Genomic DNA, 23,986 nt, shown 5'->3' on the forward strand with positions numbered 1-23,986 from the left:
TTTTCGGGTCTGGATCCATTGGGACCATGATGTTTCACGGAGCGCTGCCTTTTTGTGGGGCAGAAAATATGATATACTCTTTCAGTAAATGACCAACCACGGATGTCCGCCTTGACTGTGCGCCCTGCGACGCACGGGTCCTATGGCGGTTTTTCTGCGGCATTTCTGTGGGTGCGGGTATTCGGATCACCGCGCGCGTAGATGTGTGGCAGCCCAGCCGACCCGAAGGTCGGCACAGAGCGAGGAAAGACCTGTATGACTAAATCGAAGAAGCCTGAATTCCGCCCTGACGACTATGTAGTGTACCCTGCCCATGGCGTTGGCCAGATCATCTCGATCGAAGAGCAGGAAGTGGCCGGCTTCACGCTGGAACTGTTTGTGATCACCTTTGAGAAGGACAAGATGACACTGCGGGTGCCGACCAATAAAGCCACCGAAATCGGCATGCGGTCGCTCAGCTCCCCCGATGTGATCGCCAAAGCCATGACCACGCTCAAAGGCAAGGCGAAAGTCAAACGCGCCATGTGGTCGCGTCGCGCCCAGGAGTATGAGCAGAAGATCAATTCCGGTGACCTGATCTCCATTGCTGAAGTGGTCCGTGACCTGCACCGCACCGATGACCAGCGTGAACAAAGCTATTCCGAGCGTCAGCTCTATGAAGCGGCACTTGAGCGTCTGACGCGCGAGGTTGCGGCGGTTTCAGGTGGTGACGAAATCTCCGCCGCCAAGCAGGTGGACGAGGTGCTGACCTCCCGCGCGGCCTGATCCAGATCTGATCGCCGCAGGGTCCGATCCATCGGATATACGAACAAAGAAACCTAGGCCGCGCTCCAGGGCGTGGCCTTTTTCGTTTTTGCGCTATGCTTTAGGCGCTGACATGTGGATCGTGACGGCGTTCGTGTGTGACACATCGAGCCAAGACCCAAAAAACGAGCAGAGAACACCATGACGGACCTAAAGACTCGCCTGACCGATCTCTATCGCGGGACCGACAGTGCGTCGGTCCGGTTTCGCTACGGGCTGATCGGATTTGATGCGGTTACAATTCTATTCTTCATGTCGACGGCCCATATTCCCCATGGTCCCTGGCTGATCGGGCTGAGCTGGATGGCCGGTGTCGTCATCGCTTTGGATCTGGCGGCGCGGTTCTGGATCAGCGGCAACCGCCGCAAACTGCTCTGGCGCATCTATACGCTGGCCGACATTGTGGTGCTGATCTCACTGCTGCTGGAGACGATCCTGCCGGGAGGGCTGGCTTTCCTACGTATCCTGCGAGGGCTACGGCTGATCCACTCCTATCATCTGCTACAGGACCTGCGGCGCGACAGCCGGTTCTTCCGCCGCCATGAAGATGCAATCATCGCGGGGATCAACCTCTTCATCTTTGTCTTCGCAACCTCGATGACGGCTCTTGTGTTCTTCATGGATACATCCGGCAGCGATTATCCTTACATTGACGCGCTGTATTTTACCGTGGCGACACTGACCACGACCGGCTTCGGCGACATCACCATGGCCACACCAGCTGGCAAGACATTTTCGGTTTTTGTCATGGTTGTGGGGGTGACTTTGTTCGTGCGGCTGGCGCAGGCGATCTTTAACCCCCAGCGGGTGCGCTACACCTGCAGCCAATGCGGATTGACGCGCCACGATATCGACGCGGTGCATTGTAAACATTGCGGCGGGCAGCTGAAAATCCGCACCAGCGGGGTGGAGTGACCGGAACCAGGCGTGGCTGTTCAGCCAAGCGCCGCCGCAAGGACCAGCAACCCGGAAAGCTCGCTCAGCTGTTGCGTCGCCCCCAGCACATCCCCGGTTTGTCCGCGAATCTTGGTACGCGCGGTTGCCGCGATCACGGCTGTCGCGGCAAGCATGGCCAGCAATACGCCCCAGCCTGACCAGCCCAGTATCAGCAGCGCCACCAGACCCGCAATCGCCAGCCCCAGCCCGCAGGCACGCCAAGGCGGTCGGCCGACGGAGGATGACAGACCCGAGCCGCGCGCATTCGCAAGCGCGGCCATGACCAGTGGCATCATGGCCCGGCTCAGCATTGCAACAGACAGTAGGGCCCAGGGGGCGGCCGCCGCCAGAATGCTGGCGTACGCCATCCAGCGCAGGCCAACGCTCAGGATCAGGGCCAGAACGCCATAGGTGCCGATATGGCTGTCCTTCATGATCTCCAGCCGCCGCTCCCGTGTGAAGCCACCCCAGAACCCATCAGCTGTATCGGCCAGCCCGTCCTCATGCATCGCCCCGGTCAGCACCGTCTGCGTCAGCAGCGCAATCCCCGCCGCGACCATCGGGCTGAGCCCGAAGGCCAGCGCCATCATCGACAGAATGCAGGCAGGTACCGCAACGGCAACCCCGGCAAAGGGGAAGGCCCAGACCGCGTGCGCATGGCGCGCAAACTGTTGTTTTTGCAACTTTGGCATCGGCAAACGTGTCAACAAGATCAACACGAGTAGAAAATCTATGCCAGATATGTCGTTTTTTCGCATTTGCGGGCCTCACAGAGGGCTTGCGGTGTCAAGATGAACGGGTACATACGGATGATCCGCTTTACCTGCGACGACCCCTTCGATGCAATGAGGCTTTCAATGCTGTCACCGCTCTTTTCGCTTGATCACTTTCGTGCGCAGCTTGCGCAGGCCCCGGGGGTGGACGAACAGGCTGAGACCGCTGCCGCCGAGCGCAACAGTCAACTGACCAAACCGCCCGGTTCGCTGGGGCGGCTTGAGGATCTGGCAATCTGGTACGGCAGCTGGCGCGGAAGCGAGCGTCCGGTGATCCGCGCGCCGCAGGTGATCGTCTTTGCCGGCAACCACGGGATTGTGGAGCAGGGGGTGTCTGCCTTTCCCAGTGAAGTGACAGCGCAGATGGTCGCGAACTTCAAACACGGCGGCGCGGCGATCAATCAGCTGGCCAAGCTGGCAGGCGCCCGGCTGGATGTTCACAGCCTTGATCTTGAAAAACCGACTCAGGATTTTACCAAAGGCGCCGCCATGGACAGCGTCGAGCTGCTCAGCGCGCTTCAGACCGGGTGGAAGTCGGTGGATCCGGCTGCGGATTTGCTTGTTGTCGGCGAAATGGGCATCGGCAATACGACTCCCGCCGCCGCGCTGGCCTGCGCGCTGTTTGGCGGCGACGCTGCGGATTGGACCGGCCGGGGGACCGGTATTGATGATACCGGGCTTGCCAACAAAACCCGGGTCGTGGCCGAAGGAGTGGCCTTGCATGGCCCTGCCATCACCGACGGTGTCGAGGCGCTGCGCCGTTTGGGCGGGCGTGAGATTGCAGCCATGGCCGGGGCGATGACTGCGGCCCGCATGATGCGTATCCCGGTTATTCTTGATGGCTTTATCTGCTGTGCCGCCGCGGCGTGCCTGATGCGGACCCATCCGGCGGCGCTGGATCATGCGGTCGCGGGTCACCAGAGCGCCGAAAGCGCCCATGCCGCGCTGTTGACCCACCTGGGCAAGCCGCCGTTTCTCTCGCTTGACCTGCGCCTTGGCGAGGGATCGGGTGCGGCTTTGGCGATCCAGGTCCTGCGGGCCGCCGTTGCCTGCCACAGCGGTATGGCGACATTTGAAGAGGCGGGCGTCTCCGTCAGCTAGGCCAGGGCGCGACGGCGCAGGATCGGCGCTCAGGCTGACTTCTGGTCAGTGGACTTCTTGGCTTCGGCAAGCTCCAGTAGGGCTGTTTCCAGATCTTTTTCCAACTCGCGGGCGCGGGCGATGTAGGCTGGGTTTTCACTGGCCGGCGTGCCCGGGATCCAGAGGCTAGCCAGTTCCCGCACAGTATGGCGGTCATGCGCATAAAAGGTCTGTTCAGCCTGTGCGGCCTCATATTCGCTTAGGCCGATCTGCTCCAGAACGTAGCGCCCCGCGCGAAGCGAGCTGTCGAACATCTCGCGGACGATATCATTCGCCCCCGCCTTATAGAGCTCAAACACGTGGTTGCGGTCGAAGGCGCGCGCAACGATATGCAGCTCCGGATGGCCGCGACGGGCATGGGCGACCAGCCTCAGCGCGGCCTCGCGATCATCCAGTGCGACAACCAGAACCTTGGCCTTGGCAATCCCCGCGGCTTTTAGCAGCTCTGGCCGGGTCGGATCGCCGAGGAAGCTCTTGACCCCGAACCGGCGCATCAGCTGTACCGAGGCCATATTGCTATCGAGCACAACCGTGTTGAACCCGCTGGCGCGCACCAGACGATTGACAATCTGACCAAAGCGGCCAATCCCCGCTATGATGACGGGACCTTCTTCGTCGATTTCGTCGGCGGCCTGTTCCTTGGGGTTGTCCTTGCTGTATTTCGACAGCACGTCATAGAGGATGAACAGAAGCGGGGTGATCAGCATCGACAATGCAATCACCAGAAGCAGCTTTTCCGACAGCTCGGGCGGAACGACATTGAGTTGCCGCGAAAATGCCAGCAGGACAAAGCCAAACTCCCCCGCCTGTGCAAGGCCCAGCGTAAACAGCCAGTGATTTCGTTTCTTCAGGCCGAAGGCCTTGCCGACAAAATAAAGCACTATGCCTTTTGCAAGGATGACGAGAAGCGCAAGGCCGATCAGATCGCCCGGCTCGGCCAGGAACAGGCGGTAGTTGATGCCAGCCCCGACCGTGATGAAGAACAGCCCCAGCAGCAGCCCTTTGAAAGGGTTGAGATCGCTTTCGAGTTCATGGCGAAATTCGCTGTTGGCCAGAACAACCCCGGCCAGAAAGGCGCCAAGCGCAGGCGAGAGACCAACCAGCGTCATCAGGAAGGAAATGCCGACGACGATCATCAGCGCCAGGGCGGTGTACATCTCCCGTAGATTCGATGCGTGGATGAAGCGGAAGACCGGGCGGGCAAGATAGACACCGGCCAGCACAATGGACGCAATCGCGCCAATGGTGACCAGCGTCACGGCCCAGCCGGGCAGCCCTTCGACCAGAGAAAGCGTTGCGTGGCCGGAGGCCGCATGGGCTTCCTCGGCGCTGCGCGCAATGGATCCATCGCCAATGATCTGAGCGCCATGCTGGGCAGCGAGCAGGGGCAGCAGTGCAAGAATCGGGATGACTGCGATATCCTGTGTCAGCAGCACCGAGAATGTCGCCCGCCCGCCGCCAGTACGCATCAGGCCTTTCTCCGAGAGGGTCTGCAAGACGATCGCAGTTGACGAGAGCGAGAGCGCCAGACCAACGGCCAGGCTGACCTGCCAGGTCTCCCCCGCCAGCATGGCCGCGCCCATCAGGGCCACGGTGCTGAGAAGGATCTGTAATCCCCCAAGGCCAAGCAGTTTGTTCCGCATTGCCCAAAGCGCGCGCGGCTCAAGCTCCAATCCGATCAGGAACAGCATCATGACGACGCCGAATTCGGCGAAATGCCGCAGGTCTTCTGCTTCGCTTCCGACGAAGCCAAAAACCGGTCCGATGATGATCCCGGCCGCCAGATAGCCAAGCACGGAACCGAGGCCCAACCGCGCCGCGATGGGCACCGCAATTACAGCGGCTGCTAGGTAAATTGTCGCCTGATAAAGAAATGCGTCCATAGGCTTTGATATCGCAAGCGTAGGGCGTGTTGGCAACGTCTAACATGCCGCCGTCCCGATAGCGGAGCGTTGCCGCCGGTCGGCCTTTCACACCACCGATCAGGAGACCGGGCAGGGACACAGCCGTGGATGTCAAAATGCGGAGGGATCAACGAACCCCGGAGGCGCTCCAAAGCAAGGAGCGCCCCCGGTCAGGCGCGCGAAAGCGCCATGCGAAAGAATGAGCCGCGTAACAGCTTGGTTAGTGTCAGCGTTCCAGCGAGCGGATTTCATTGCTCAATTTGGCGATACGTTCCAGGCGATGGGAAATACGTTCCTGAAACACGCCGAGCTGGTCGATGATATCGGCAAGTGTCTCGCCCGATTCCGGCAGGCGGGCGCTTTCAATCTTACACAGGACACGGGTTGAGCTGAGGCCAAGAAAATGTCGGTGCATGACCTGACAGGCATGCATGATGCGCGACGCCTCGCGGTCCACCTGATCCAGTCCTTTGCCCGCGCGCTCAAGCTGCGCAGCCACCAGTTCGGCCAGTACCTCACGCTCGCCCTGCATGTCGACATCGCCAAGGCTGCGCCGCTCTTTCTGAAGCTGGATGTCGCATTCCTTCAGAACGCGAACCATACATTCGACAAACAGTGAATCATCGACGGCGGTTTCAATCACCGCAAAATTGCTGTCTTTCCCCATTACATGGGCCGCGAACCAATCCGACATCTCGCGCGACATAGCACCGTAGTTCTGCGAGAGCACGGTGACCGGACCGCCTGACGGCTCAATGCGCGACGCGATGACCCGCAGGTTATGCGGGATCGTGTGCATGGCGTCGAAATCTTTGATCAGACCTTCGGTTTCCGCAACAAGCGTCTTGGCGTTGGCCAGCATCTTGCACAGATCGACGATCATCTGATCCGGCTCGTTCTCCAGCCCGATGTCTCGTGCGATCAGTTCTTCGCTCATCGCTTTTGTGGCGAATTGGCGGTAGTTTTCGTAACCGTGTTCGACGATCCAGCTCTTCAGCCGTTCGGCGCTTTCCTCTGGCGACAGACCTTCGTCTTTTTCAGCAGCCAACAGCTTGGTATATAGGGCGCGCACGTTGTCAAAGATCTTGCTGCTGGGTTTGAGGCGGGCCGACAGGTAACCATCGCCGCAGGGCACGACAACCGCATAGACCCAGTAATACAGGCCATCCTTCGATTTGTTTTTGACGTAGGCGCCCATGGTCTGGCCGCTTTTGATCGTGTCCCAGAACAGTTGAAACACGCCCTTGGGCATGTCCGGGTGGCGAATGGTGCGATGCGGCGCGCCCAGCAGCTCTTCCCAGTCGTAATTGGACACCCTTTGAAATACATAGTTACCGGCAAGAATGACCCCGCGGCTGTCAGTGCGCGAGAAAAATACTTCGTTCAGCCCAAATGGGGCTTCTCCGCGGGAGGGGCGGCTTTCAATGCGACGATCTACAAAGGACACGGTCTCTATCCAATCTCTGAGTCTGTACCGTGTTTGTATATCGCACGAGTGTTCACGGAACCTTAAGTTGGCAGGGGGCTATCGCTTTTTAATTGTGCCATGACGATCTGACTTTGGACCCGCGCAACAGTGGGATGTGGCAGTAAAATTTCATGCAAAAGTCGATTCAGGGCGGCCAAATCAGTGCAAAATACCCTAAGTAAATAGTCCGCTTCGCCCGTCATCGTCCAGGCGGAGGTGATTTCCGGGCGCGATCTGACCAACCGGGAAAATCGCTCAGATTGTTCGGGTCCGTGGCTCTCCAGGTGAACCTGAACAAACCCCTGTACGCTCAACCCCAACTTGTCAGGATCAAGCCGCGCCTCGTAGCTGCGGATATAGCCATCGACCTCCAGTCGCTGCCTGCGTCGCCCCGCCTGACTGGCAGAGAGATTCAGCAATTCACCCAGCTGCTGCGCGGTAAGATGGGCATCCTTCTGCAAGGCTGCCAGCAGTTTCTGATCGGTTGCGTCCAACATGTGCGGAACTTTCACGTAAATCACTCGATGAATGCGCGTTCTGCGCATCTGGTCCTAGGTGTAACCTAAACTATGCGCAAAACAAGCATCGGAATTGCGGTATTCTGGATGCAGCTACACCATTCCCGATCTGGAGGAAGCCGCATGGGTCCATTCCCGCATAATGCCCCGAAGTCCGTCATCAGCGCCGAAAACCCGGCCGGCACCGATGGTTTTGAATTTGTCGAATTCGCTCACCCCGAGCCTCAGGAGCTGCGCGATCTGTTTACGCGCATGGGCTATGAGCTGGTTGGTCATCATAAGGCAAAGCCCGGCGTGGAGCTGTGGCAGCAGGGCGATATCACCTATATCCTGAATGCCGAGGCCGGTAGTTTTGCCGAGAAATTCGTGGCCGAGCATGGTCCCTGCGCACCTTCGATGGGCTGGCGGGTGGTTGACGCGCAAAAAGCGTTCGAACATGCCCTGTCCAAAGGCGCCGAAGCCTATGAGGGCGACGACAAGACCATGGATGTGCCCGCGATCAAGGGGATCGGCGGCTCTCTGATCTACTTCATCGACCAGTACTATGACACCTCGCCCTATAACGAAGAGTTCGAGTGGCTGAAGCAGTCCAAACCACGCGGCGTCGGCTTCTACTACCTCGATCACCTGACCCACAATGTCTACAAGGGCAATATGGACAAGTGGTTCAAGTTCTACGGTGAACTGTTCAACTTCAAGGAAATCCGCTTCTTTGATATCGAGGGCAAGTTCACCGGCCTGTTGAGCCGCGCGCTGACCTCCCCCTGTGGCCGGATCCGCATTCCGATCAACGAAGATCGTGGCGAAACCGGGCAGATCGTGTCCTATCTGAAGAAATACAACGGTGAAGGTATCCAGCACATTGCTGTCGGGACCGAGGACATCTATGGGGCGACCGACGAAATCTCCGAGCGCGGGATCACCTTCATGCCGGCGCCGCCCGCGAGCTATTACAAGATGAGCCATGATCGTGTCGTCGGTCATGACGAGCCTCTGGACCGGATGCAGAAACACGGCATCCTGATCGACGGCGAAGGGGTCGTTGACGGGGGCGAAACCAAGATCCTGCTACAGATCTTCTCCAAGACCGTGATCGGGCCGATCTTCTTTGAGTTCATTCAGCGCAAAGGCGACGATGGTTTTGGCGAGGGGAACTTCAAGGCTCTGTTTGAATCGATCGAGCGCGAGCAGATCGCCAATGGAGAGCTTACAGGGGTAGAATAACTGTCCCTTACCCCACTGAACCAAAGAAGCCGGGCCTATGCAGGTCCGGCTTTGACAAGTCAGCTTCGAATGAGCGTCTTCAGTTAAGATGCAGCCCATAGCCACTCGGAATTAGCCACTCGGAATTTTCAGCGTCAGATTTCGATTGCCTTTCTGGTATTGCAGCTGGCTGTCGCCGATAGCGACAACGCGGCCACCGTCGATCCGGTCTCCGACCTTCACCTTCTTGTACCGCCCATTGGGCATCAGGATCAGCGCCCGGCGATTTGAAGGGGTGCCATAGACGCCAATCAGGTTCACGCGCCGCAGGTTGATCGCGTTGTCGATCGTGGCCTGACGGGCCACGGACGCGCTGGACGGGATCCGGGGCGTCACGGTCTGCGGCGGGCTGCTGGCAACGGCTTCGGCAATGCTCGGCTCCGCGTTACGCTGCGGGTTGCGTTGGGCACGATCGACCAGATTGGCAAAATTGGCCGGCCGCGCGCGCGGAACCACGGAGCGCGCAATGGCCTGTGCGGTTGCAGGCAGGCTGTTCTCTTCAGCGGGCTTCAGTCCGGGCGGGCGCGGGCGGGGACGTAAGGCGCCCAGCTCGGCGCGGCTCAACCCGCCGAGCTGGGCCCGTTCGTTCTGCTCAACCAGATCCCTTGGGCGTTGCTTCGGCCGGAGTTCCGACAGGATCGCCTGTCGCGCGGCTTCCTCTGCTGCCGCTGCAACTTCGGGGTCCGGGCGGGCCGGTGTCGGCGGCGGGACTTTCTCCGGGCGACCGAGGAACACCATGACCCCATCCGGGTTCAAGCTGCCTTCCGGAGTCGCTTTGACCAAGCCGCGCTCATCCAGTTCAAACTGCTGACCGGCGGCCGTTGGCGTGCTGACCGAACCAAGTTGCAGGTCGGTCGCGTAGAGATCCGGATCCGGCAGCGCGATGGCATCTTCGGAAATGTCTGTCGGGTCAATCGAGGCCACGTAAAGCGTCTCGAGGTTCTCCGCCCCCGGTGCCTCCGGCGTTTCGGGGGCGTGCTGCCAGATACCTGTGGCCGCATATTGGGCGGCGCGGGTCAGCGGTGTATCCTGTTCGGCGTCGCCCATTTCTGGGTCCGCCTCAGGTGCCAGCTCTGCCAGATCGAGGTCTTCGGTCAGCGTCTGCTCCGCCGCTTCGGGCCCCTCCTGTTCAAGCCGCAGGGCATCCAGAACCGCCGTATCGGTACTGGAAAGCCCATCCATGTCGCTCTCTGCCGGGTCGGAGGGCACGGCGGCGGCGTCATCGGAGATGTTGTCGAGCGGCAGCAGGGAACCATCGTCCGGCTGATCGGGAATGACGCTTACCTGTGGGGCAATGTCGCCAGCCTCAGCGGTCTCGGGCGTGTCCAGAGGGACCGCGGTGCCATCAGTCACGGCATTGCGCGTCTGCTTCTCCGCAAGTATGGCCCAGGCGGCCACGATTGCCATGAATAGGAGCAGAGCCGTCACCAGAGCAAGCCCCAGGAAACGTGGTTTGCCGCCGATTTTTTTCTTTCTGACGCCCGCCAGCAGAGCAGCCTTGCCTGCTTCATGCAGGGATTTCTTATCCTTCGGGGTGTCCGTCAGGGAAATCTCAACCATTTCATCGCGGGGCAGGACAGGCGCTGGACCCGATGGTTTTGGCGCCGGGGGGATGATGGCCTTGGCGGCTGCGGGCGGCGTAACTATCGCCGGGGCCTTGCCCAGACCACCACCAGACCCGACAGGGCTATCTGCCAGGGCGATCGTGCCAAACGCCGCATGCGGGACCACGCGACCAGCATCAGGGGATTTGCCATTCGCAGTCAGCCCTGGTGTTATAGCAGCGACCTTGCCCGACGGTTTATCTGACGGTTGCGCCGCGTCCGTGGAAGTTCCAGCCGGGATCGACGCCACATCCGCAGCGGCGGTCGTGGCGCGCAGCGTTGGTTCGCTCCGGACTGCGCCCTCCTTGCGCCTGCGCGTGGAAAACCCGGTCGCGGCAGCGGGTTCGGCGGGGTCGCTTGGGGTGTCGGCTGTCGCTGACGGTGCGGTCTCCACCGCAGAGGCTTCGACAGTGTTGCTCGCTTCAGGCGCGGTTGCAGCCGTGTTCACAACCGCTTCGTTCGCCGTTGCGTCCTTGGCGACAGCAGCGGCATCGGTCGGCAGGGCATCTGGCTGCTCGTCGGGTCTGGCCTCGGTGCCGTCAGACGTGCTTTCCACAGGCTCAGGCTCAGGCTCAGGCTCAGGCTCAGGCTCAGGCTCAGGCGGCGCGGCGGGGCCTATGTTGACGACCGCAATTCCATCAGGCTCAGCCGGTTCTTCCCCTGATTGCAGCAACGTCTGCGAGGCGCCAAAGTAGGGCTCTCCCAGAAAATCCATATCGCCCGGTACCGCCACGAAACCAACCGGCAGAAACCCGTGCATCAGAGCAAAATCTTCGGCTTCCTGCAGTGTCTCCCGGGCAACTGCGGCCACATGCGTCTGCGATCCATCCTCGCTGAGGTCAAAGGCTAGTTCATCGACCCGATACGGGGTCGCCCCGTCCAGTCCCCGTTCGGCGGCGGCACGACGATCCGCAGTGTCAGTGACGCCGGTCTGAAGGGTCAGATAGCGGATCTGATCATTGGGGATGATGAGCTTGCAGGCGATCGGCCCCTGGGCGTACCGTTCGCCCAGTCGGCGCAGGTCTGCCAATGCCTCACCCAGATCCTCCACATCCAGCGAAACCGTGCCAATCTGACGCCAGCCACCAGCGGCTCGCTGCAACAGGCAAACGCCGGTGGAGGACAGAGAGAGTGCAAACCCCGGTTTCATGATGCAAACACGCCTTCAGCTCTAATGTGCCCATACCCCAGTGTGGCAAGGCGATCTTGGCGCAGACCATACGGCAGAGCGGGCGCAAGGGAAAGGAAAAGACACCATTTCCCCCTTGCAGGCGGTCAATTGCCATCCCCATGTAACACCTCAGAAAGGGAGCAGTTCTATGAAAGCGACACATATTTTGGCCTCGGCCCTGGCCGTCGTGCTGGCAACAGGTCTGGCAAGTGCCGATGAAACCCGCATCGACCGGCAGATTGCCGTCACCGGGGACGCACGTATCGCGGTCACGCCCACGCTGGCAACAATCACGCTTGGCGTGACCGAAGAAGCTGATGAGGCCGCGCTGGCCATGTCGGCCGTCTCGACCAAGATGGTGGAGGTCGTCGATGAGTTGAGAGCGGCCGGCATCGCGGCTGAGGATATGCAGACCCAGCAGATCTCGCTCAACCCGGTCTGGTCGCAGGATCGCAGCTATGACGACGGGCGCCGCAAGATTACCGGGTTCTCGGCGTCAAATACCCTGGCCCTCAGGATCCGCGATCTGGATCGTCTGGGCGAGGTGCTTGATCAGGTGCTGAGGGTCGGCGCCAATGATTTCCGCGGGCTTAGCTTTGGTGTGGCCGATCCGGCCAAGGTGCAGGACCAGATCCGGGGGGCAGCGGTAAAGGATGCCCTGCGCAAGGCGACCCAGCTCGCCGAAGCCGCTGGGGTCGAACTGGGGCCGGTACGGTCGATCCATGACCGCGAGACCGGCGGTGGCCAGCCGATGATGGCGATGGAGATGGCCCGCAGCGCCCCTATGCCGATCGAGGCGGGCGAGCTGAGCTTTAGTCACAGCGTGTCGGTTGTCTACGATATCAAATCCACCGACGCCGACTAACCACATAGCAAAAAGGCCGGGTTACCCCGGCCTTTTTCATGTTTTGGCAGTGCCGTTGCCCTAGCTGGTGGCGGCGGTCAGCGCCTGATCCAGATCGGCGATCAGGTCTTCAGCATTTTCGATCCCGATCGAGACACGCACGACATTGGCCCCGGCGCCGGCGGCTTCCTGCTGTTCCGGCGTCAGCTGACGGTGGGTGGTGGAGGCCGAGTGGATGATCAGCGACCGGGTATCGCCAAGGTTCGCGACATGGCTGAAAATCTCGAGAGAGTTCACCAGTTTGACACAGGCGTCATAGCCGCCCTTGACCGCAAAGGTGAACAGCCCGCCGGTGCCCTTGGGATAGTGCTCCTTGGCACGGGCGTGATATGGCGACGAGGGCAGCCCCGCATAGGTCACATAATCAACCCGCGGATCCTGTTCGAGCCAGGACGCAACGGTTTTGGCGTTCTCGCAGTGGCGTTCCATCCGCAGGCTAAGGGTTTCGACCCCCATCAAGGTGTAATGCGCGGCCTGTGGGTTCATCGTCATGCCGAGGTCACGCAGACCGATGGCAATCCCGTGGAAGGTAAAGGCCAGCCCGCCAAAGGTCTCGTGGAACTTCAGCCCGTGATAGGCCGGTTCGGGCTGCGACAGCGACGGGAATTTGTCATTTGCCGACCAGTCGAATTTGCCGGAATCGACAATCACGCCGCCGGTGACGGTACCATTGCCGGTCAGGTATTTCGTGGTGGAATGCACCACCAGCGTCGCACCATGGGCAATTGGATTGCAGAGGTATGGCGTGGCAGATGTGTTGTCGATGATCAGCGGCACGCCCGCCGCATCTGCAACATCCGCAATCGAGCGGATATCGGTCACATAGCCGCCGGGGTTGGCGACCGATTCCCCAAATACGGCCCGTGTATCGTCATCAATTGCGGCAGCAACCGCATCCGGGTCGTCAAAATCGACAAATTTCGCTGACCAGCCAAAGCGTTTGATGGTCTGGCTGAACTGGGTGACGGTGCCTCCATAAAGGCGCGTCGATGCAACGACGTTACGGCCCGGGCCCATCAGCGGGAACAGCGCCATGATCTGTGCGGCGTGGCCGGAAGAGCAGCAGACCGCGCCGACGCCGCCTTCCAGGGTCGCAATGCGCTCCTGAAGTACAGCGACCGTGGGGTTGGTCAGGCGCGAATAGATAAAGCCAACTTCCTGCAGATTGAACAGGGCGGCGGCGTGATCTGCATCGCGGAACACATAGGCCGTGGTCTGGTAGATCGGTGTCTGCCGCGCACCGGTGGCCGGATCGGGCTTTGCGCCCGCGTGAATCTGCAATGTGTCGAACCCGTAGCTTGGCGCTTCAGACATGGATGTGCTCCCCTTGGATGGTCGAATGCGTCTCGCGCGTAAGAACACTCCGCCACGGCGCGTAAGGCAAGGCGCAATTTGGACGCGCCTCTTGATCGGTGACGCCGGGGCCGATTGAAACAGCGCTGCCTGGCCCTTGGTCCTGATCCGGGGCTACCAGCGGCGGTGCCGGTTATCGCATCCAGAAGCCTGCGGATTTGATCCGATTGCGCAGGGCCTGCTCCTTGCGAGGCAGGTTGTCGCGGTCAAACATCGCGCGCAGCTTGGCACCGCGCCCCTGGTAGATCATCCGTTTCATCGGCTCATATTGCTTCAGAACTTTCTTGATTTTGTTCGGGCTTGCCACGGTCTCCAGCGCGTCGACAACGGCGTCGCTCTCGCGCGCATATAGCAGCGGGAAGCTGCGGTAATGGCAGCTGGTCACCCCGTCGAGATATCCCTCCGGCAGCGTGTCGCGGCCACCGCCCAGGCTATGGATGACAAGGGGCAGGGCGATCTGGTCCAGCCAAGGGTCAAGTGACTGCCCGATCAGCGCCATGGGCAGGTCGTCGCGGATTGATGTCGCATAGTCGAGAAACCGGCGCCCAAAGACCTGCGGACAGGCACCATAGAAACAGCCGCCATTGAAGTAGAGATAGCGGCGCCAGAAATTTTCAGGCTGGCTGAGATCGAGGCTGCTGTCAAAATCCAGATCGAAACGGTCATAGAGCGCCCGCCAGATTCCTGTCATATCGGGCCCATAGAGCGTGGGCTTCGGCCAGGTGCCTTCGCGCCGCAGCGATGCCGAGGGCCGACCAAAATCAAACGGCACCTGATCAATTGGACCGGTGATCAGCGTATCACTGTCAAAGAAGACAAAAGGCTGCCCCTCAGGAAGCGCCAGAAGCGCCTCGATCTTGTTCCCATAGGGGTAGGCCTGACCAAAGACGTCGGACTGAAATGGCAGGAGTTGCGCCCCAAGCATATCCAGCGCCTGCAAGACCGGCTGGCTGCGGATGCTCGGGTCCTTGTGCCACTTGGGTCCAGGCTGCGGAACCGCCACATAGAGCCGCCCGGCAAAATCGGGAGCATAGTGTCGCAGAGAGGCGGCAAACAGCACCGCCTCATATTGCAACCGTCCGGCCTGTCCGATGATCATGATGTTGAAATGGGGATCGGTCATGTTGTGGCGTCCGGTTTTCTGGCGATGCGGTGTTCATATACTTTCGACACGTATGCGACATCCCCTGCAATGCGGTTGCGGCCATGATCATATATTTCCACCACCGCTGCCAGTAGGTCTCTGGAGAGATTGGCATCTGCTGCCTGACCGCCTGCCTGTCGAACCAGCAGGCGCAGGTTTCGCCTGAGCGCTACTATTTCGTCAATGCGCCTGCAAGGCAGGGCTTCAGCGGCCTCCTGTCTGACCACGACGAACATTGCGCCGATCGCTACGAGAGGGCACGCGCTCTGCTGCGAAATTGACGCCGCGAAATTCTCGGGTGGGTGACGAATTTTTCGTCTTGCACCCTCCATCCAGAGACGCTATTTCGCTGCCCAAGGCCCCTATAGCTCAGCTGGTAGAGCAACTGATTTGTAATCAGTAGGTCCGCGGTTCGAGTCCGTGTGGGGGCACCATTTACCTGACATAGCTGGTATGATCGATTGATTTACGCTCTTCGCAGTCGCAATCAGTTGATGGGATGCCCTCAGGCGACCTTCGGTCATGACGTGGGTCTTTCCGGCCCTTGCACTGCGGGCTGGCCTTTTTGGTACAGGACCTATCCGATCCACCGCCACCGCGCAGGGTAATCGACCTGACTGTGTCAAGAGGCCAGCGTGACTGTATTAAGTCATCAGTCATTATTTGACTGCAATTTAACGGTAGGGACGAATCGGTTAGCAGTGATGCAGTCAGGTGAGGCTTGTTTTCACGCTTGGGCGTAACCGAAGGGACAGCGCCAAAGAAACACGGGAAGGAGGATGCGTTTGTTTTCTTTATCGCCAGACCTCGTGAACTCCGTGTCCAGTCAAAACCAGCTTGTGCGCTCGGATCTTCCGTCGCGGTTTGCCTCCATCAGCCTGGTCTCGCTGTTGTCGCTCTACTTCCTGTCGTTTCAGGCCGTCGCGGTGGTCTATGGCGCCTATGTCCTTGTCGAAGTTGTTGGGCTGCGGGTCTATCGCAGGCTGATATCTGAGGTGACGGTCCGCAACACGCTGCTGTTTGCCGGCTCCGCATTCGTCGGCGTCTGCGTCTTTAACTCCCTGTCATTGCTGTTGTTTCTGCACCCGGAACCCTTTCCGAAACTGATGGGTGCAATGCTGCTGATCATCGCGCTCAACCACTGTGTTGTTGCGCGGTCAGCCTGGCTTCATTTCGGTATCATCACGGCGGTGCCGATCATCTGCACGGTCGGTTATATGATCAGCGCGACGCTGTCCCGGTTTGCCAGTGCGGGAGAGATGGTCATTGCAGCCGTGGTCGCCCTGCTGGGGGCCGCCTACATGCTTCATGCCATGTGGGTGCAGCACCGGCTGACCGCCCGCCTGCAAGAGGCCCTGCGTGCGGCAGAAGCTGCAAGCCGCGCGAAGAGCCGTTTCCTCGCAGCGATGAGCCATGAGATCCGCACACCTTTGAATGCGATCTGCGGCATGTCCGAGCTGATCGAGGAGGAAAACTCCGGCTCTGAAACGCTGAGGGAGCAGACGCAGCTTCTGCGCAAATCGTCGCAGGCGCTGACCGGCATTCTTGATGACGTATTGGATCACGCCAAGATCGAGTCCGGTCAGTTCGAGCTGAACCTCGCGACAGCGGTCCCGGGCGAAGAAATCTCCAGTGCCGTTGAAATGTATCGCGCACGGGCGGATGAGAAGGGGCTCAGGCTTCATATCAGATTGGAGCCGGGTATTCCCGACTATGCCGAATGTGATGCGCTGCGCCTGCGTCAGGTGATCGGAAACCTTGTTTCGAATGCCGTGAAATACACCGAGGCTGGCCATGTCGAGGTCGTCGCCGATATCGAAGAGTTCGAGGGGCATGCGATGCTGCGTGTCGCGGTGTCTGATACCGGACGTGGCATGACACCCGAGCAGAGCGCCAAGCTGTTCACGGATTTCTATCGTGCCATCGACAAGGCTGCACCAAATGTGCCGGGCACCGGTCTGGGCCTGGCGATCGCCCGCCATCTGGCACGCATCATGGGGGGCGATATCACCGTTCGGACCAGCCCCGACTGGGGCAGCTGCTTTACCTTTTTCTGTCCGATAAAAAGCCTCGACCCTGCGGAGGTTGAGACCCTTCAACAGCCGACAACCGGTAGCGAGATCAGCGATCTCGGGGGGCTGTCGATCCTCGTGGTGGATGATACCGCCTCCAATAGAATGGTCGTTCGCGCCTTCCTCAAAAACAGCAACGTCCAGATCACAGATGCCGAAAATGGCGTCGAGGCGCTTGCCTGGCTTGAGCAGAACCCGGTTGATCTTGTGCTGTTGGACATGAAGATGCCGGTCATGGACGGTCGCGAAACACTGACCGAAATGCTGCGGCGTGGTGGACGGATCGGGGCCACCCCGGTGATCATGTTGACAGCGAATGCGGCCCCTGAGGAGCAGGAGCTGTTTTTGCAGCTGGGTGCGGCCAGTTACCTTGCCAAACCTGTCAAGAAATCGGTTCTACTGTCGGAAATTCGCAAGATAGCGATGCCGTCGTTAACTCGCACGGTCTGATCGGCTCTCACACCGACAAGAACCGTTCGTAAAAAGAAGTTCAACCCACAGGAATTAATTCAAAATTTACGATTGCCGGATAGGTTGAGTCAAATTTTCGATAAATTTGCAGAATGCACGCCCGCGGGCGGCAGGAACAGCTGGCCGGATCGCGGATGCAGTCGACAGATATTACATTTGATAATTTTGGGGAGACCGGCGCGCTCTTTACCGAGCTTTTGCGCGCGCGCTACCGTCATTTCGTCAAGTTACGGCGCTGGGATCTGCCCAATGTGCGTGGATTGGAGTTCGACCAATATGACACGCCCGAGAGTATCTACTGTGCAGTTCACGACGGGATGGCTGTTCTCGGCGGCTTTAGGCTGACCCCCACAACAGCGCAATGTATGAACACCAGCTATATGTTGCGGGATGCGCAGCTGGGCCTGCTGCCGGGGCTGCCCTCCAATGTGCTGGATGACGCCGCGCCACAGGATCCGGGGATCTGGGAGGTCAGCCGGTTCTTTATCGAAGACACTCTGGGAGCCCGTGACAGAATGCGGGTGCGGCGGCTGCTGGAACAGGGGTTTGCCCGTTTCGCCCGGGATTGGAATATTGATACGTTCTTGTGTATCACCTCGGTGACGGCGGCGCTGCTCATGCGCAGGGCCAGCCTCTCGATAAGCTCGGCAGGCCCCCGGTTCGAAGCGGGTGGAGAAATCTGCCAAGCCTACCACCTTAGCGTCGTTGCAAAAAGCCAGCGCAGCGATGCGGCGTGAATGCGCAGGGCGGCACGCGCGGGTATTTCGTTATCTTAGCAGATCTGATGGTTATGGCGATCCAGTGAGTGGCGCCCGGTCTGTGCCATGGCAATACTCAACTCGTCGCTGATTGCCTGCCAAAGCTGGGTCAGCCCGGATTCTCCTTTTGCAGCAATCGCAAACTGCAAAATGCGGCCCAGAAATACAAAATCAGCCCCCATGGACAAGGCTTTAAGGATGTCTTCACCCGACCGGAGGCCGCTGTCGTAGAACACCGGGAATTCCGGCCCCAGCGCGGCTCGGATCTTCGCGAGCATCTCGATCGGGGTAGGGGCTGCCTCAAGCTGCCGGGCGCCGTGGCTGGAGACTTGAATGGCATCGACGCCCGCGGACACCAGCGCGCGGGCGTCTTCAACGTCCAGCACGCCCTTGATCACCAGTTTGCCGGGCCAGAGGTCGCGCAGCCGTGCCAGCGTGTCCCATGTGGCGCGCGCCCGGCTTTCGGTGCGGTCGAAGTCATAGCCTTCCATCAGAAAATTCGCCATCACCGGCTTGCCCTTCAGCAGGGTGGTCAGCGACCAGCGCGGGTGCAGGGCAAAATCGACGAACTGCCGCGGGCCGATGCGGAACGGCATTTTGAAGCCATGGCGCAGCTCGCGCGGGCGGCGGCCCACCTCGGGCACATCGACCGTCAGCACCAGCGTCTGGTATCCGGCCGCGCGGGCACGCTCCGCCAGCTTGAAGGTGCCGCTGCCGTCACCGCTGAAATAGAGCTGGAACCAGGCGTAGCCTTCTGCCGCTTCCAGGATGGTTTCCAGCGGTGTCGAGGCAACGGTGGAAACCCCATGCGGTACCCGGTAGCGCGCCGCCAGCCGGGCTAGCATCAGGTCGGCGCCGGGGGCTGCGAGGTTGCACATGCCCATGGGGGCAATCCCGAAGGGCCGGTCCGCCTCGGCACCGAAAATCCGAACCGCCAGCGACCGCTGGCTGACATCGCGCAGGATACGGGGCCGCAGGGTGATGGCATCCAGGGCCGCACGGTTGCGCGCCGCCCCGGTCTCCTGCCCGGCGGCCCCGTCGATATAGTCAAACACCATCCAGGGCAGCCGCCGCCGGGCGAGGCGGCGGGCGTCCTCGGCCGAATGGATGGCGCCTGCACCCATCAGCCGGCCACGGCCTTCATGAAGCGGTCGCGGATCACCACCGGGTCCATCGTGATCACCGGCATCTTGGCGTTGCCGCTGTCGCATTTGACCACCAGAACCGTCGCCTCGCCGCTGGCCAAAGCCTCCTCCAGCGCAGGGCCGGTGTCCTTATCCTGCACCTCCACCACCCGGGCGCAGCCGGCGGCGCGGGCCATGCCGGCCAGATCGGTGCGCTGGCTGGTGTAGGTCGGCTGATCACCGGTGGAGCCATAGGAGCCGTTGTCGATGATCATCAGGATGTAGTTGGAGGGCGCGTTGTTGCCGATGGTGGGCAAGGTGCCGAGGTTGGTCAGGATTGAGCCGTCACCGTCGATCACGATCACCGGTTTCGGCTGCGCCAGCGCCAGCCCCAAGCCGATGGAGGACGCCAGCCCCATGGTGCCCAGCATGTAGAAATTGCTGGGCTGGTCGTCGATGGCGTGCAGCTCTTGCGACGGAATGCCGATGTTGCAGACCACCAGCTCGTTGCGCAGGATCGGCGCGATCTCTTTCAGGATTTCGGAACGGATCATTGGTCGCCATAGCCTCCCCAGAAATTGGCGTCGGTCAGGATGGCAACGGGTTTGTTGCACATGAAGGTGTATTTCAGGATGTTGTCCAGCTCCTCGACATCTTTCTGCCAGTGAAAGTGGTAGGTGGGGATGTTGAGCTGGGCCAGCAGCGCCTTGGTATGCACCGCCATCTCCACCTGGCAGGCCACCGGCTCGCGCAGCTCGCCGCGGTAGGAGATCAGCATCGGCAGCGGCATCCGGTAATACTGGATCAGCGTCGCCAGCGTATTGATGGTGACCCCGATGGCAGTGTTCTGCATGATGATGGCCGGGCGCTTGCCGCCCATCCAGGCGCCGGCGCACAGCCCCATGCCCTCATCCTCCTTGTTGGAGGGGATATGGAAGATGTCGTCGCGCTGGTCGATCTCCTGGATCACCCCGGCCAGCTGCTTGCAGGGCACGGTGGTGACGAAGGAGACGCCGTTGGCCGCCAGATCGTCAGCGATCCTCTTGTCTATGGTCATGGTGGGTTGCCTTTGCTTCGGGTGTCTTGTTTCGCTGGGTCAGGAGGTGCGGCAGACATGCACCGCGCAGGGCGCGTGGCGGACCACGCGGGCAGCCGTCGAGCCGAGGAAAAAGTCGCTGAGACCCGGTTTGTGGGAGCCGACGACGATGCAGTCCATGCCATGTTGCTGCGCGTATTCTACAATGGCGCGGTAGGACCGGCCCTTGACGATTTCTGTCGATACATCGCCATGATCTGCGGTTTTCTTTGTCAGCTGCAGACGGGCGTTGGCCAGGCCTTCGCGCAGGGCGTCCTCGTCGAGGTAGGTGCTGACGGATCCCTGTGGTGCCTCATAGACATGCAGCGCCGTGATCTGCCCGCCGGGGTTGCACAGGGTGGCGGCGGCCTTCAGCGTTGTCCCCGACACCCCGTGATCCAGAGCCATGGGAACCAGGATTTTGTCATACATCGTTGCTCTCCGTCTGTTAGGTGCGCGGGCTCAGGCCCAGGGGTCAAGGATGATCTTGGGCGCCGCCACCGCGCCGCTGCGCAGATCGCGAAAGGCGGCGGCGCCCTCTGACAGCGGACGCAGCTCAGACCAGTCCAGCGGCCCGAGGCGGCCGTCAAAGATCGCCTGCGCGGTGTCGCGGAAGTCTTGCGCGGTATAGGTGTAGGTGCCGATGAAGGTGATTTCCTGCAGGGTCATGCGGCGGATATCCAAGCCGCCGGTGTCCTCGCCCAAGCCAACATGAGCGATCACCCCGCCGGGCGCGGCAATGGCAGAGGCGGCGGCGCGGGTGGCGGCATAGCCCACCGCGTCCACCACCAGCGGCACCATGCCCTGAAACTCCGCCACCGCCTGCTGGCCGCAGCGATCTGTCAGAAAGGCACGGCGCGCGGCGTTGGATTCCTGGATCGTGACGTCCTCCACCCCCATCGCGCTGAGCGCCAGCGCCGCCGCCAGCCCGATGGCACCGCCGCCGATCACCAGCGCGCGGCGTTCGGTGTCCGGGTGCAGCGCCTCCAGCGCCAGCCGGGCGGCGTGCCAGCTGACCGCCAGCGGTTCTGCCAGCGCAGCCTTTGCCAGCGGGACCGCGTCCGGCACGGTCACCAGATTGCGTTCCGGCATCGCCACGAACTGGGCAAAGGCGCCCTCGCGCGGCGGCATGGAGATGATCTGGCGGCTGGCGCAGAGGTTTTCGCGCCCCGATGCGCAGGCCGCGCAGCTGCCGCAGGTGACCAGCGGGTTGATGGTGACGCGGCGGCCTGCCTGCGGTCCGTCCTCGGTCACCCCGGCGGCTTCGTGCCCCAGGATCAGCGGTGCGGGCCGGCGGCTGTCGTGGCCCAGATAGGCGTGCATGTCCGACCCGCAGATGCCGGAGGCATGGATGCGGATCAGATGCTCGCCCGGCTGGCCCGCGGCCATCGGCACATCGCGGACGGCAAGCGTCTCAACCCCTTCATAAACCAAGGCTTTCATTTCGCGGTGAACCCCCCGTCAACCATCAGGATTTGCCCGGTGACATAGGCCGACGCCTCCGAGCACAGGAACAAGAGCGGCCCGTCGAGATCGTCCAGCCGCCCGTTGCGGCCGATGCAGGTCTGCGCGGCGTTGCGGGCCGCGCGCGCGTCATCCTCGAATACTGATTGGGTCAGCTCGGTCGGGAAGAACCCCGGCCCGATCGCGTTGGCGGTGATGCCGTGGGGCGACCAGGCCTCTGCCATGGCGCGGGTCAGCTGGCCGATCCCGCCCTTGCTGGCGCCATACGCGATGCCGCCGGGAAAGGCGCGGGAGGTCTGGAGCGAGGCGAAATTGACGATCCGCCCCCAGCCCCTGTCCTTCATCACAGGCACAAACGTTTGGCTAAGGAAGAAGGGCGCCGAGAGGTTCAGCGCCAGGGTGCGGTCCCAGCCTTCCGTGGTCACCTCATCCGCAGGCTGCCGCGTGTTGACGCCGGCCGCGTGGATCAGGATGTCCGGTGCGCCAAAGGGGGCCGCGACGGCGTCCCGCAGTGCCTCCATCGCGCTGCGGTCCGCCACATCCGCGACTGCGTAAGCCGCGCTTGGTCCGATTTCTGCACAAAGGCTTTCCAGCGCCTCCGCCCGGCGCGCCACCGCCACCACCTGCGCCCCGGCGGCGGCCAGCGCGATGGCCGCCCGCCGCCCCAGCCCGGAGCTGGCGCCGGTGATGCAGGCGGTCCGGCCCGTCAGATCGAACAGGGCGCGCGGGTCAGCCATTGGCGGTCAGGTCAAAGGTTTCGTCCGGGAAATACTTGGCCAGCCGCACATCAGCGGCGCGGGCGTGGCCTTCCATCCCTTCCAGCCGGGCGATCCGGGCCGTGGCCTCCGCCACCGGTTTCGAGCCTTCGCGGGTGGCGCGCTGCCAGGTGACGATCTTCATGTATTTGTGAACTGACAACCCGCCGGTATAGCTGGCCGCGCGCGAGGTCGGCAGCACGTGGTTGGTGCCCGCCGCCTTGTCGCCGTAAGAGACCGTGGTCTCCTCACCCAGAAACAGCGAGCCGTAGCAGGTCAGCTGCTCCAGCCACCAGTCCAGATCCTCTGCCTGCACGGTCAGATGCTCGGGCGCGTATTCGTCGGAGCAGGCCGCCATATCCTCGCGGTCTTTGCACAGGATCACCTCGGCATAGTCGCGCCAGGCAGCGGCGGCGTTCTCGCGGTTCACCTCCGGCAGGTCGTCGATCAGCCCCGGCACCAGCCGCATGACGTCCTCGGCCAGGGCGCGATCGTCGGTCACCAGCCAGACCGGCGAGTTATAGCCATGCTCGGCCTGGCTCACCAGATCGGTGGCGACGATATGGGCGTCGGCGGTGCTGTCGGCCAGGATCAGGCTGTCGGTCGGGCCAGCAATCATGTCGATGCCGACGCGGCCGAACAGGATGCGCTTGGCCTCCGCCACGAACTGGTTGCCGGGGCCGACCAGGATATTGGCCTTGGGCAGGCCAAAGAGGCCAAAGGTCATCGCCGCAACCCCCTGCACGCCGCCCATCGCCATGATCTTATCCGCGCCGCAGATATGGGCGGCATAGACGATGGCGGGGGCCACGCCGGTGCCCGGGCGCGGCGGCGAGCAGGCGGTGATGTGCTTGCAGCCCGCCACCTTGGCGGTCGTCACGGTCATGATGGCGCTTGCGATATGGCTGTAGCGCCCGCCCGGCACATAGCAGCCCGCCGCATCCACCGGGATCACCTTCTGCCCGGTGATGAAGCCGGGGCAGATCTCGGTTTCCACATTCTGCATCGTGCTTTTCTGCAGCTCGGCAAAGCGGCGCACGTTGTCGTGGGAAAACCGGATGTCGGCCTTGAGCTTCTCCGGTACCTGCGCGCAGGCGGCTTCGATCTCCTCTGCCGTCAGCAGGACGTTGCCCTCGTATTTGTCGAACTTCGCGGCGTACTCCAGCGCCTTGACGTCGCCGCCGGCCTCAATGTCGTCCAGGATGCCCTGCACGATCTTATGGGTCTCGGACGCGTCCGACTTGGGGGTCAGGGCCGCCTTTTTCAGGTATTCACGGGTCATGTC

The 23,986-nt window shown here is 61.4% G+C and carries 22 protein-coding genes and 1 tRNA gene; 8 read left to right on the forward strand and 15 right to left on the reverse strand.

The window, feature by feature from the left end; translation table 11 throughout:
* Nucleotides 1-255: 255 nt before the first annotated feature.
* Together VWY75_RS04775 and VWY75_RS04780 are read left to right on the forward strand one after the other, a co-directional pair.
* On the forward strand, nt 256-765 hold the full coding sequence (locus tag VWY75_RS04775) for a CarD family transcriptional regulator (protein ID WP_340544782.1): 510 nt from the start codon (nt 256-258) through the stop codon (nt 763-765).
* A gap of 180 nt (nt 766-945) precedes the next feature.
* Nucleotides 946-1,719, forward strand: a complete 774-nt coding sequence (locus VWY75_RS04780; protein WP_340544783.1) for an ion channel — start codon at nt 946-948, stop codon at nt 1,717-1,719.
* A 20-nt stretch (nt 1,720-1,739) separates the two neighbouring features.
* Here the strand turns inward: VWY75_RS04780 and VWY75_RS04785 are convergent, their stop codons facing one another.
* The gene (locus tag VWY75_RS04785) at nt 1,740-2,498 is read right to left on the reverse strand and encodes an adenosylcobinamide-GDP ribazoletransferase (protein ID WP_416539245.1); all 759 of its coding nucleotides are present in this window, start codon (nt 2,496-2,498) and stop codon (nt 1,740-1,742) included.
* A gap of 99 nt (nt 2,499-2,597) precedes the next feature.
* Between VWY75_RS04785 and cobT the strand changes: the two genes are divergently transcribed.
* On the forward strand, nt 2,598-3,614 hold the full coding sequence (gene cobT / locus VWY75_RS04790) for a nicotinate-nucleotide--dimethylbenzimidazole phosphoribosyltransferase (protein ID WP_340544785.1): 1,017 nt from the start codon (nt 2,598-2,600) through the stop codon (nt 3,612-3,614).
* A gap of 29 nt (nt 3,615-3,643) precedes the next feature.
* Here cobT and VWY75_RS04795 read toward each other — a convergent pair whose 3' ends face one another.
* The 3 genes from VWY75_RS04795 to VWY75_RS04805 all read right to left on the reverse strand — a co-directional run bounded on the left by VWY75_RS04795 (nt 3,644) and on the right by VWY75_RS04805 (nt 7,522).
* Nucleotides 3,644-5,536, reverse strand: a complete 1,893-nt coding sequence (locus VWY75_RS04795; RefSeq protein ID WP_340544786.1) for a monovalent cation:proton antiporter-2 (CPA2) family protein — start codon at nt 5,534-5,536, stop codon at nt 3,644-3,646.
* A 247-nt stretch (nt 5,537-5,783) separates the two neighbouring features.
* Nucleotides 5,784-7,004, reverse strand: a complete 1,221-nt coding sequence (locus VWY75_RS04800) for a PAS domain-containing protein (RefSeq protein ID WP_340544787.1) — start codon at nt 7,002-7,004, stop codon at nt 5,784-5,786.
* Between the two features lie 62 nt (nt 7,005-7,066).
* Nucleotides 7,067-7,522: an Lrp/AsnC family transcriptional regulator gene (locus tag VWY75_RS04805; protein WP_416539246.1), complete on the reverse strand. Its 456-nt coding sequence runs from the start codon at nt 7,520-7,522 to the stop codon at nt 7,067-7,069.
* 144 nt (nt 7,523-7,666) lie between these two features.
* Here VWY75_RS04805 and hppD point away from each other — a divergent pair, with 144 nt between their 5' ends.
* On the forward strand, nt 7,667-8,767 hold the full coding sequence (hppD, locus tag VWY75_RS04810; RefSeq protein WP_416539247.1) for a 4-hydroxyphenylpyruvate dioxygenase: 1,101 nt from the start codon (nt 7,667-7,669) through the stop codon (nt 8,765-8,767).
* A 111-nt stretch (nt 8,768-8,878) separates the two neighbouring features.
* Here the strand turns inward: hppD and VWY75_RS04815 are convergent, their stop codons facing one another.
* Nucleotides 8,879-11,560, reverse strand: coding sequence for a hypothetical protein (locus tag VWY75_RS04815; protein WP_416539248.1), 2,682 nt, complete (start codon nt 11,558-11,560; stop codon nt 8,879-8,881).
* Nucleotides 11,561-11,729: 169 nt separating this feature from the next.
* Here VWY75_RS04815 and VWY75_RS04820 point away from each other — a divergent pair, with 169 nt between their 5' ends.
* Nucleotides 11,730-12,446, forward strand: coding sequence for an SIMPL domain-containing protein (locus VWY75_RS04820; RefSeq protein ID WP_340544792.1), 717 nt, complete (start codon nt 11,730-11,732; stop codon nt 12,444-12,446).
* Between the two features lie 60 nt (nt 12,447-12,506).
* Here VWY75_RS04820 and VWY75_RS04825 read toward each other — a convergent pair whose 3' ends face one another.
* The 3 genes from VWY75_RS04825 to VWY75_RS04835 all read right to left on the reverse strand — a co-directional run bounded on the left by VWY75_RS04825 (nt 12,507) and on the right by VWY75_RS04835 (nt 15,218).
* Nucleotides 12,507-13,799 (reverse strand): O-acetylhomoserine aminocarboxypropyltransferase/cysteine synthase family protein, encoded by a 1,293-nt coding sequence (locus VWY75_RS04825; RefSeq protein ID WP_416534734.1) that lies wholly within the window; start codon nt 13,797-13,799, stop codon nt 12,507-12,509.
* Between the two features lie 172 nt (nt 13,800-13,971).
* Nucleotides 13,972-14,961 (reverse strand): hypothetical protein, encoded by a 990-nt coding sequence (locus tag VWY75_RS04830; RefSeq protein WP_416539249.1) that lies wholly within the window; start codon nt 14,959-14,961, stop codon nt 13,972-13,974.
* Entirely contained in the window at nt 14,958-15,218 is a 261-nt protein-coding gene (locus tag VWY75_RS04835; RefSeq protein WP_416541671.1) for a hypothetical protein, read from the reverse strand. The genes VWY75_RS04830 and VWY75_RS04835 overlap by 4 nt, the downstream gene beginning before the upstream one ends.
* A 122-nt stretch (nt 15,219-15,340) precedes the next feature.
* Here VWY75_RS04835 and VWY75_RS04840 point away from each other — a divergent pair.
* From VWY75_RS04840 to VWY75_RS04850, 3 genes are all read left to right on the forward strand, one after another.
* Nucleotides 15,341-15,416, forward strand: a tRNA-Thr gene (locus tag VWY75_RS04840).
* A 384-nt stretch (nt 15,417-15,800) separates the two neighbouring features.
* Nucleotides 15,801-17,504 carry an ATP-binding protein gene (locus tag VWY75_RS04845; RefSeq protein WP_416539251.1) on the forward strand — a complete coding sequence of 568 codons (1,704 nt, stop codon included), beginning with the start codon at nt 15,801-15,803 and terminating at the stop codon, nt 17,502-17,504.
* Nucleotides 17,505-17,659: 155 nt separating this feature from the next.
* Nucleotides 17,660-18,262 (forward strand): acyl-homoserine-lactone synthase, encoded by a 603-nt coding sequence (locus VWY75_RS04850; protein ID WP_416541672.1) that lies wholly within the window; start codon nt 17,660-17,662, stop codon nt 18,260-18,262.
* A 35-nt stretch (nt 18,263-18,297) separates the two neighbouring features.
* On the opposite strand, the gene VWY75_RS04855 is transcribed toward VWY75_RS04850, so the two are convergent.
* The 7 genes from VWY75_RS04855 to hisD are packed head-to-tail and all read right to left on the reverse strand — an operon-like array spanning nt 18,298 to nt 23,983.
* Nucleotides 18,298-19,407, reverse strand: a complete 1,110-nt coding sequence (locus VWY75_RS04855; RefSeq protein ID WP_416539253.1) for an alpha-hydroxy acid oxidase — start codon at nt 19,405-19,407, stop codon at nt 18,298-18,300.
* Nucleotides 19,407-19,961 (reverse strand): sulfopyruvate decarboxylase subunit beta, encoded by a 555-nt coding sequence (comE, locus tag VWY75_RS04860; protein ID WP_416539254.1) that lies wholly within the window; start codon nt 19,959-19,961, stop codon nt 19,407-19,409. The genes VWY75_RS04855 and comE overlap by 1 nt, the downstream gene beginning before the upstream one ends.
* Nucleotides 19,958-20,464, reverse strand: coding sequence for a sulfopyruvate decarboxylase subunit alpha (comD, locus tag VWY75_RS04865; RefSeq protein ID WP_416539255.1), 507 nt, complete (start codon nt 20,462-20,464; stop codon nt 19,958-19,960). The genes comE and comD overlap by 4 nt, the downstream gene beginning before the upstream one ends.
* 39 nt (nt 20,465-20,503) lie before the next feature.
* Nucleotides 20,504-20,914, reverse strand: coding sequence for a universal stress protein (locus VWY75_RS04870; RefSeq protein ID WP_416539256.1), 411 nt, complete (start codon nt 20,912-20,914; stop codon nt 20,504-20,506).
* Nucleotides 20,915-20,944: 30 nt separating this feature from the next.
* A complete protein-coding gene (locus tag VWY75_RS04875) occupies nt 20,945-21,925 on the reverse strand; it encodes an alcohol dehydrogenase catalytic domain-containing protein (protein WP_416539257.1) in 981 nt (326 codons plus the stop codon).
* Entirely contained in the window at nt 21,922-22,683 is a 762-nt protein-coding gene (locus VWY75_RS04880) for an SDR family NAD(P)-dependent oxidoreductase (protein ID WP_416539258.1), read from the reverse strand. The genes VWY75_RS04875 and VWY75_RS04880 overlap by 4 nt, the downstream gene beginning before the upstream one ends.
* Entirely contained in the window at nt 22,676-23,983 is a 1,308-nt protein-coding gene (gene hisD, locus VWY75_RS04885) for a histidinol dehydrogenase (RefSeq protein ID WP_416539259.1), read from the reverse strand. Before hisD ends, VWY75_RS04880 begins: the two co-directional genes overlap by 8 nt.
* Nucleotides 23,984-23,986 lie beyond the last annotated feature (3 nt).

This window comes from Phaeobacter sp. JH20_08 (assembly GCF_048056635.1).
Classification (GTDB): Bacteria; Pseudomonadota; Alphaproteobacteria; order Rhodobacterales; family Rhodobacteraceae; genus Phaeobacter; species Phaeobacter bryozoorum.

What these genes read in the sequence shown, in the direction of transcription:
- VWY75_RS04775 (WP_340544782.1), top strand. Translation starts at nt 256, where the DNA reads ATGACTAAATCGAAGAAGCCTGAATTCCGCCCTGACGACTATGTAGTG.
- VWY75_RS04780 (WP_340544783.1), top strand. Translation starts at nt 946, where the DNA reads ATGACGGACCTAAAGACTCGCCTGACCGATCTCTATCGCGGGACCGAC.
- VWY75_RS04785 (WP_416539245.1), bottom strand. Translation starts at nt 2,498, where the DNA reads ATGCGAAAAAACGACATATCTGGCATAGATTTTCTACTCGTGTTGATC.
- cobT (WP_340544785.1), top strand. Translation starts at nt 2,598, where the DNA reads ATGCTGTCACCGCTCTTTTCGCTTGATCACTTTCGTGCGCAGCTTGCG.
- VWY75_RS04795 (WP_340544786.1), bottom strand. Translation starts at nt 5,536, where the DNA reads ATGGACGCATTTCTTTATCAGGCGACAATTTACCTAGCAGCCGCTGTA.
- VWY75_RS04805 (WP_416539246.1), bottom strand. Translation starts at nt 7,522, where the DNA reads ATGTTGGACGCAACCGATCAGAAACTGCTGGCAGCCTTGCAGAAGGAT.
- hppD (WP_416539247.1), top strand. Translation starts at nt 7,667, where the DNA reads ATGGGTCCATTCCCGCATAATGCCCCGAAGTCCGTCATCAGCGCCGAA.
- VWY75_RS04815 (WP_416539248.1), bottom strand. Translation starts at nt 11,560, where the DNA reads ATGAAACCGGGGTTTGCACTCTCTCTGTCCTCCACCGGCGTTTGCCTG.
- VWY75_RS04820 (WP_340544792.1), top strand. Translation starts at nt 11,730, where the DNA reads ATGAAAGCGACACATATTTTGGCCTCGGCCCTGGCCGTCGTGCTGGCA.
- VWY75_RS04825 (WP_416534734.1), bottom strand. Translation starts at nt 13,799, where the DNA reads ATGTCTGAAGCGCCAAGCTACGGGTTCGACACATTGCAGATTCACGCG.
- VWY75_RS04830 (WP_416539249.1), bottom strand. Translation starts at nt 14,961, where the DNA reads ATGACCGATCCCCATTTCAACATCATGATCATCGGACAGGCCGGACGG.
- VWY75_RS04835 (WP_416541671.1), bottom strand. Translation starts at nt 15,218, where the DNA reads ATGTTCGTCGTGGTCAGACAGGAGGCCGCTGAAGCCCTGCCTTGCAGG.
- VWY75_RS04850 (WP_416541672.1), top strand. Translation starts at nt 17,660, where the DNA reads ATGCAGTCGACAGATATTACATTTGATAATTTTGGGGAGACCGGCGCG.
- VWY75_RS04855 (WP_416539253.1), bottom strand. Translation starts at nt 19,407, where the DNA reads ATGGGTGCAGGCGCCATCCATTCGGCCGAGGACGCCCGCCGCCTCGCC.
- comE (WP_416539254.1), bottom strand. Translation starts at nt 19,961, where the DNA reads ATGATCCGTTCCGAAATCCTGAAAGAGATCGCGCCGATCCTGCGCAAC.
- comD (WP_416539255.1), bottom strand. Translation starts at nt 20,464, where the DNA reads ATGACCATAGACAAGAGGATCGCTGACGATCTGGCGGCCAACGGCGTC.
- VWY75_RS04870 (WP_416539256.1), bottom strand. Translation starts at nt 20,914, where the DNA reads ATGTATGACAAAATCCTGGTTCCCATGGCTCTGGATCACGGGGTGTCG.
- VWY75_RS04875 (WP_416539257.1), bottom strand. Translation starts at nt 21,925, where the DNA reads ATGAAAGCCTTGGTTTATGAAGGGGTTGAGACGCTTGCCGTCCGCGAT.
- VWY75_RS04880 (WP_416539258.1), bottom strand. Translation starts at nt 22,683, where the DNA reads ATGGCTGACCCGCGCGCCCTGTTCGATCTGACGGGCCGGACCGCCTGC.
- hisD (WP_416539259.1), bottom strand. Translation starts at nt 23,983, where the DNA reads ATGACCCGTGAATACCTGAAAAAGGCGGCCCTGACCCCCAAGTCGGAC.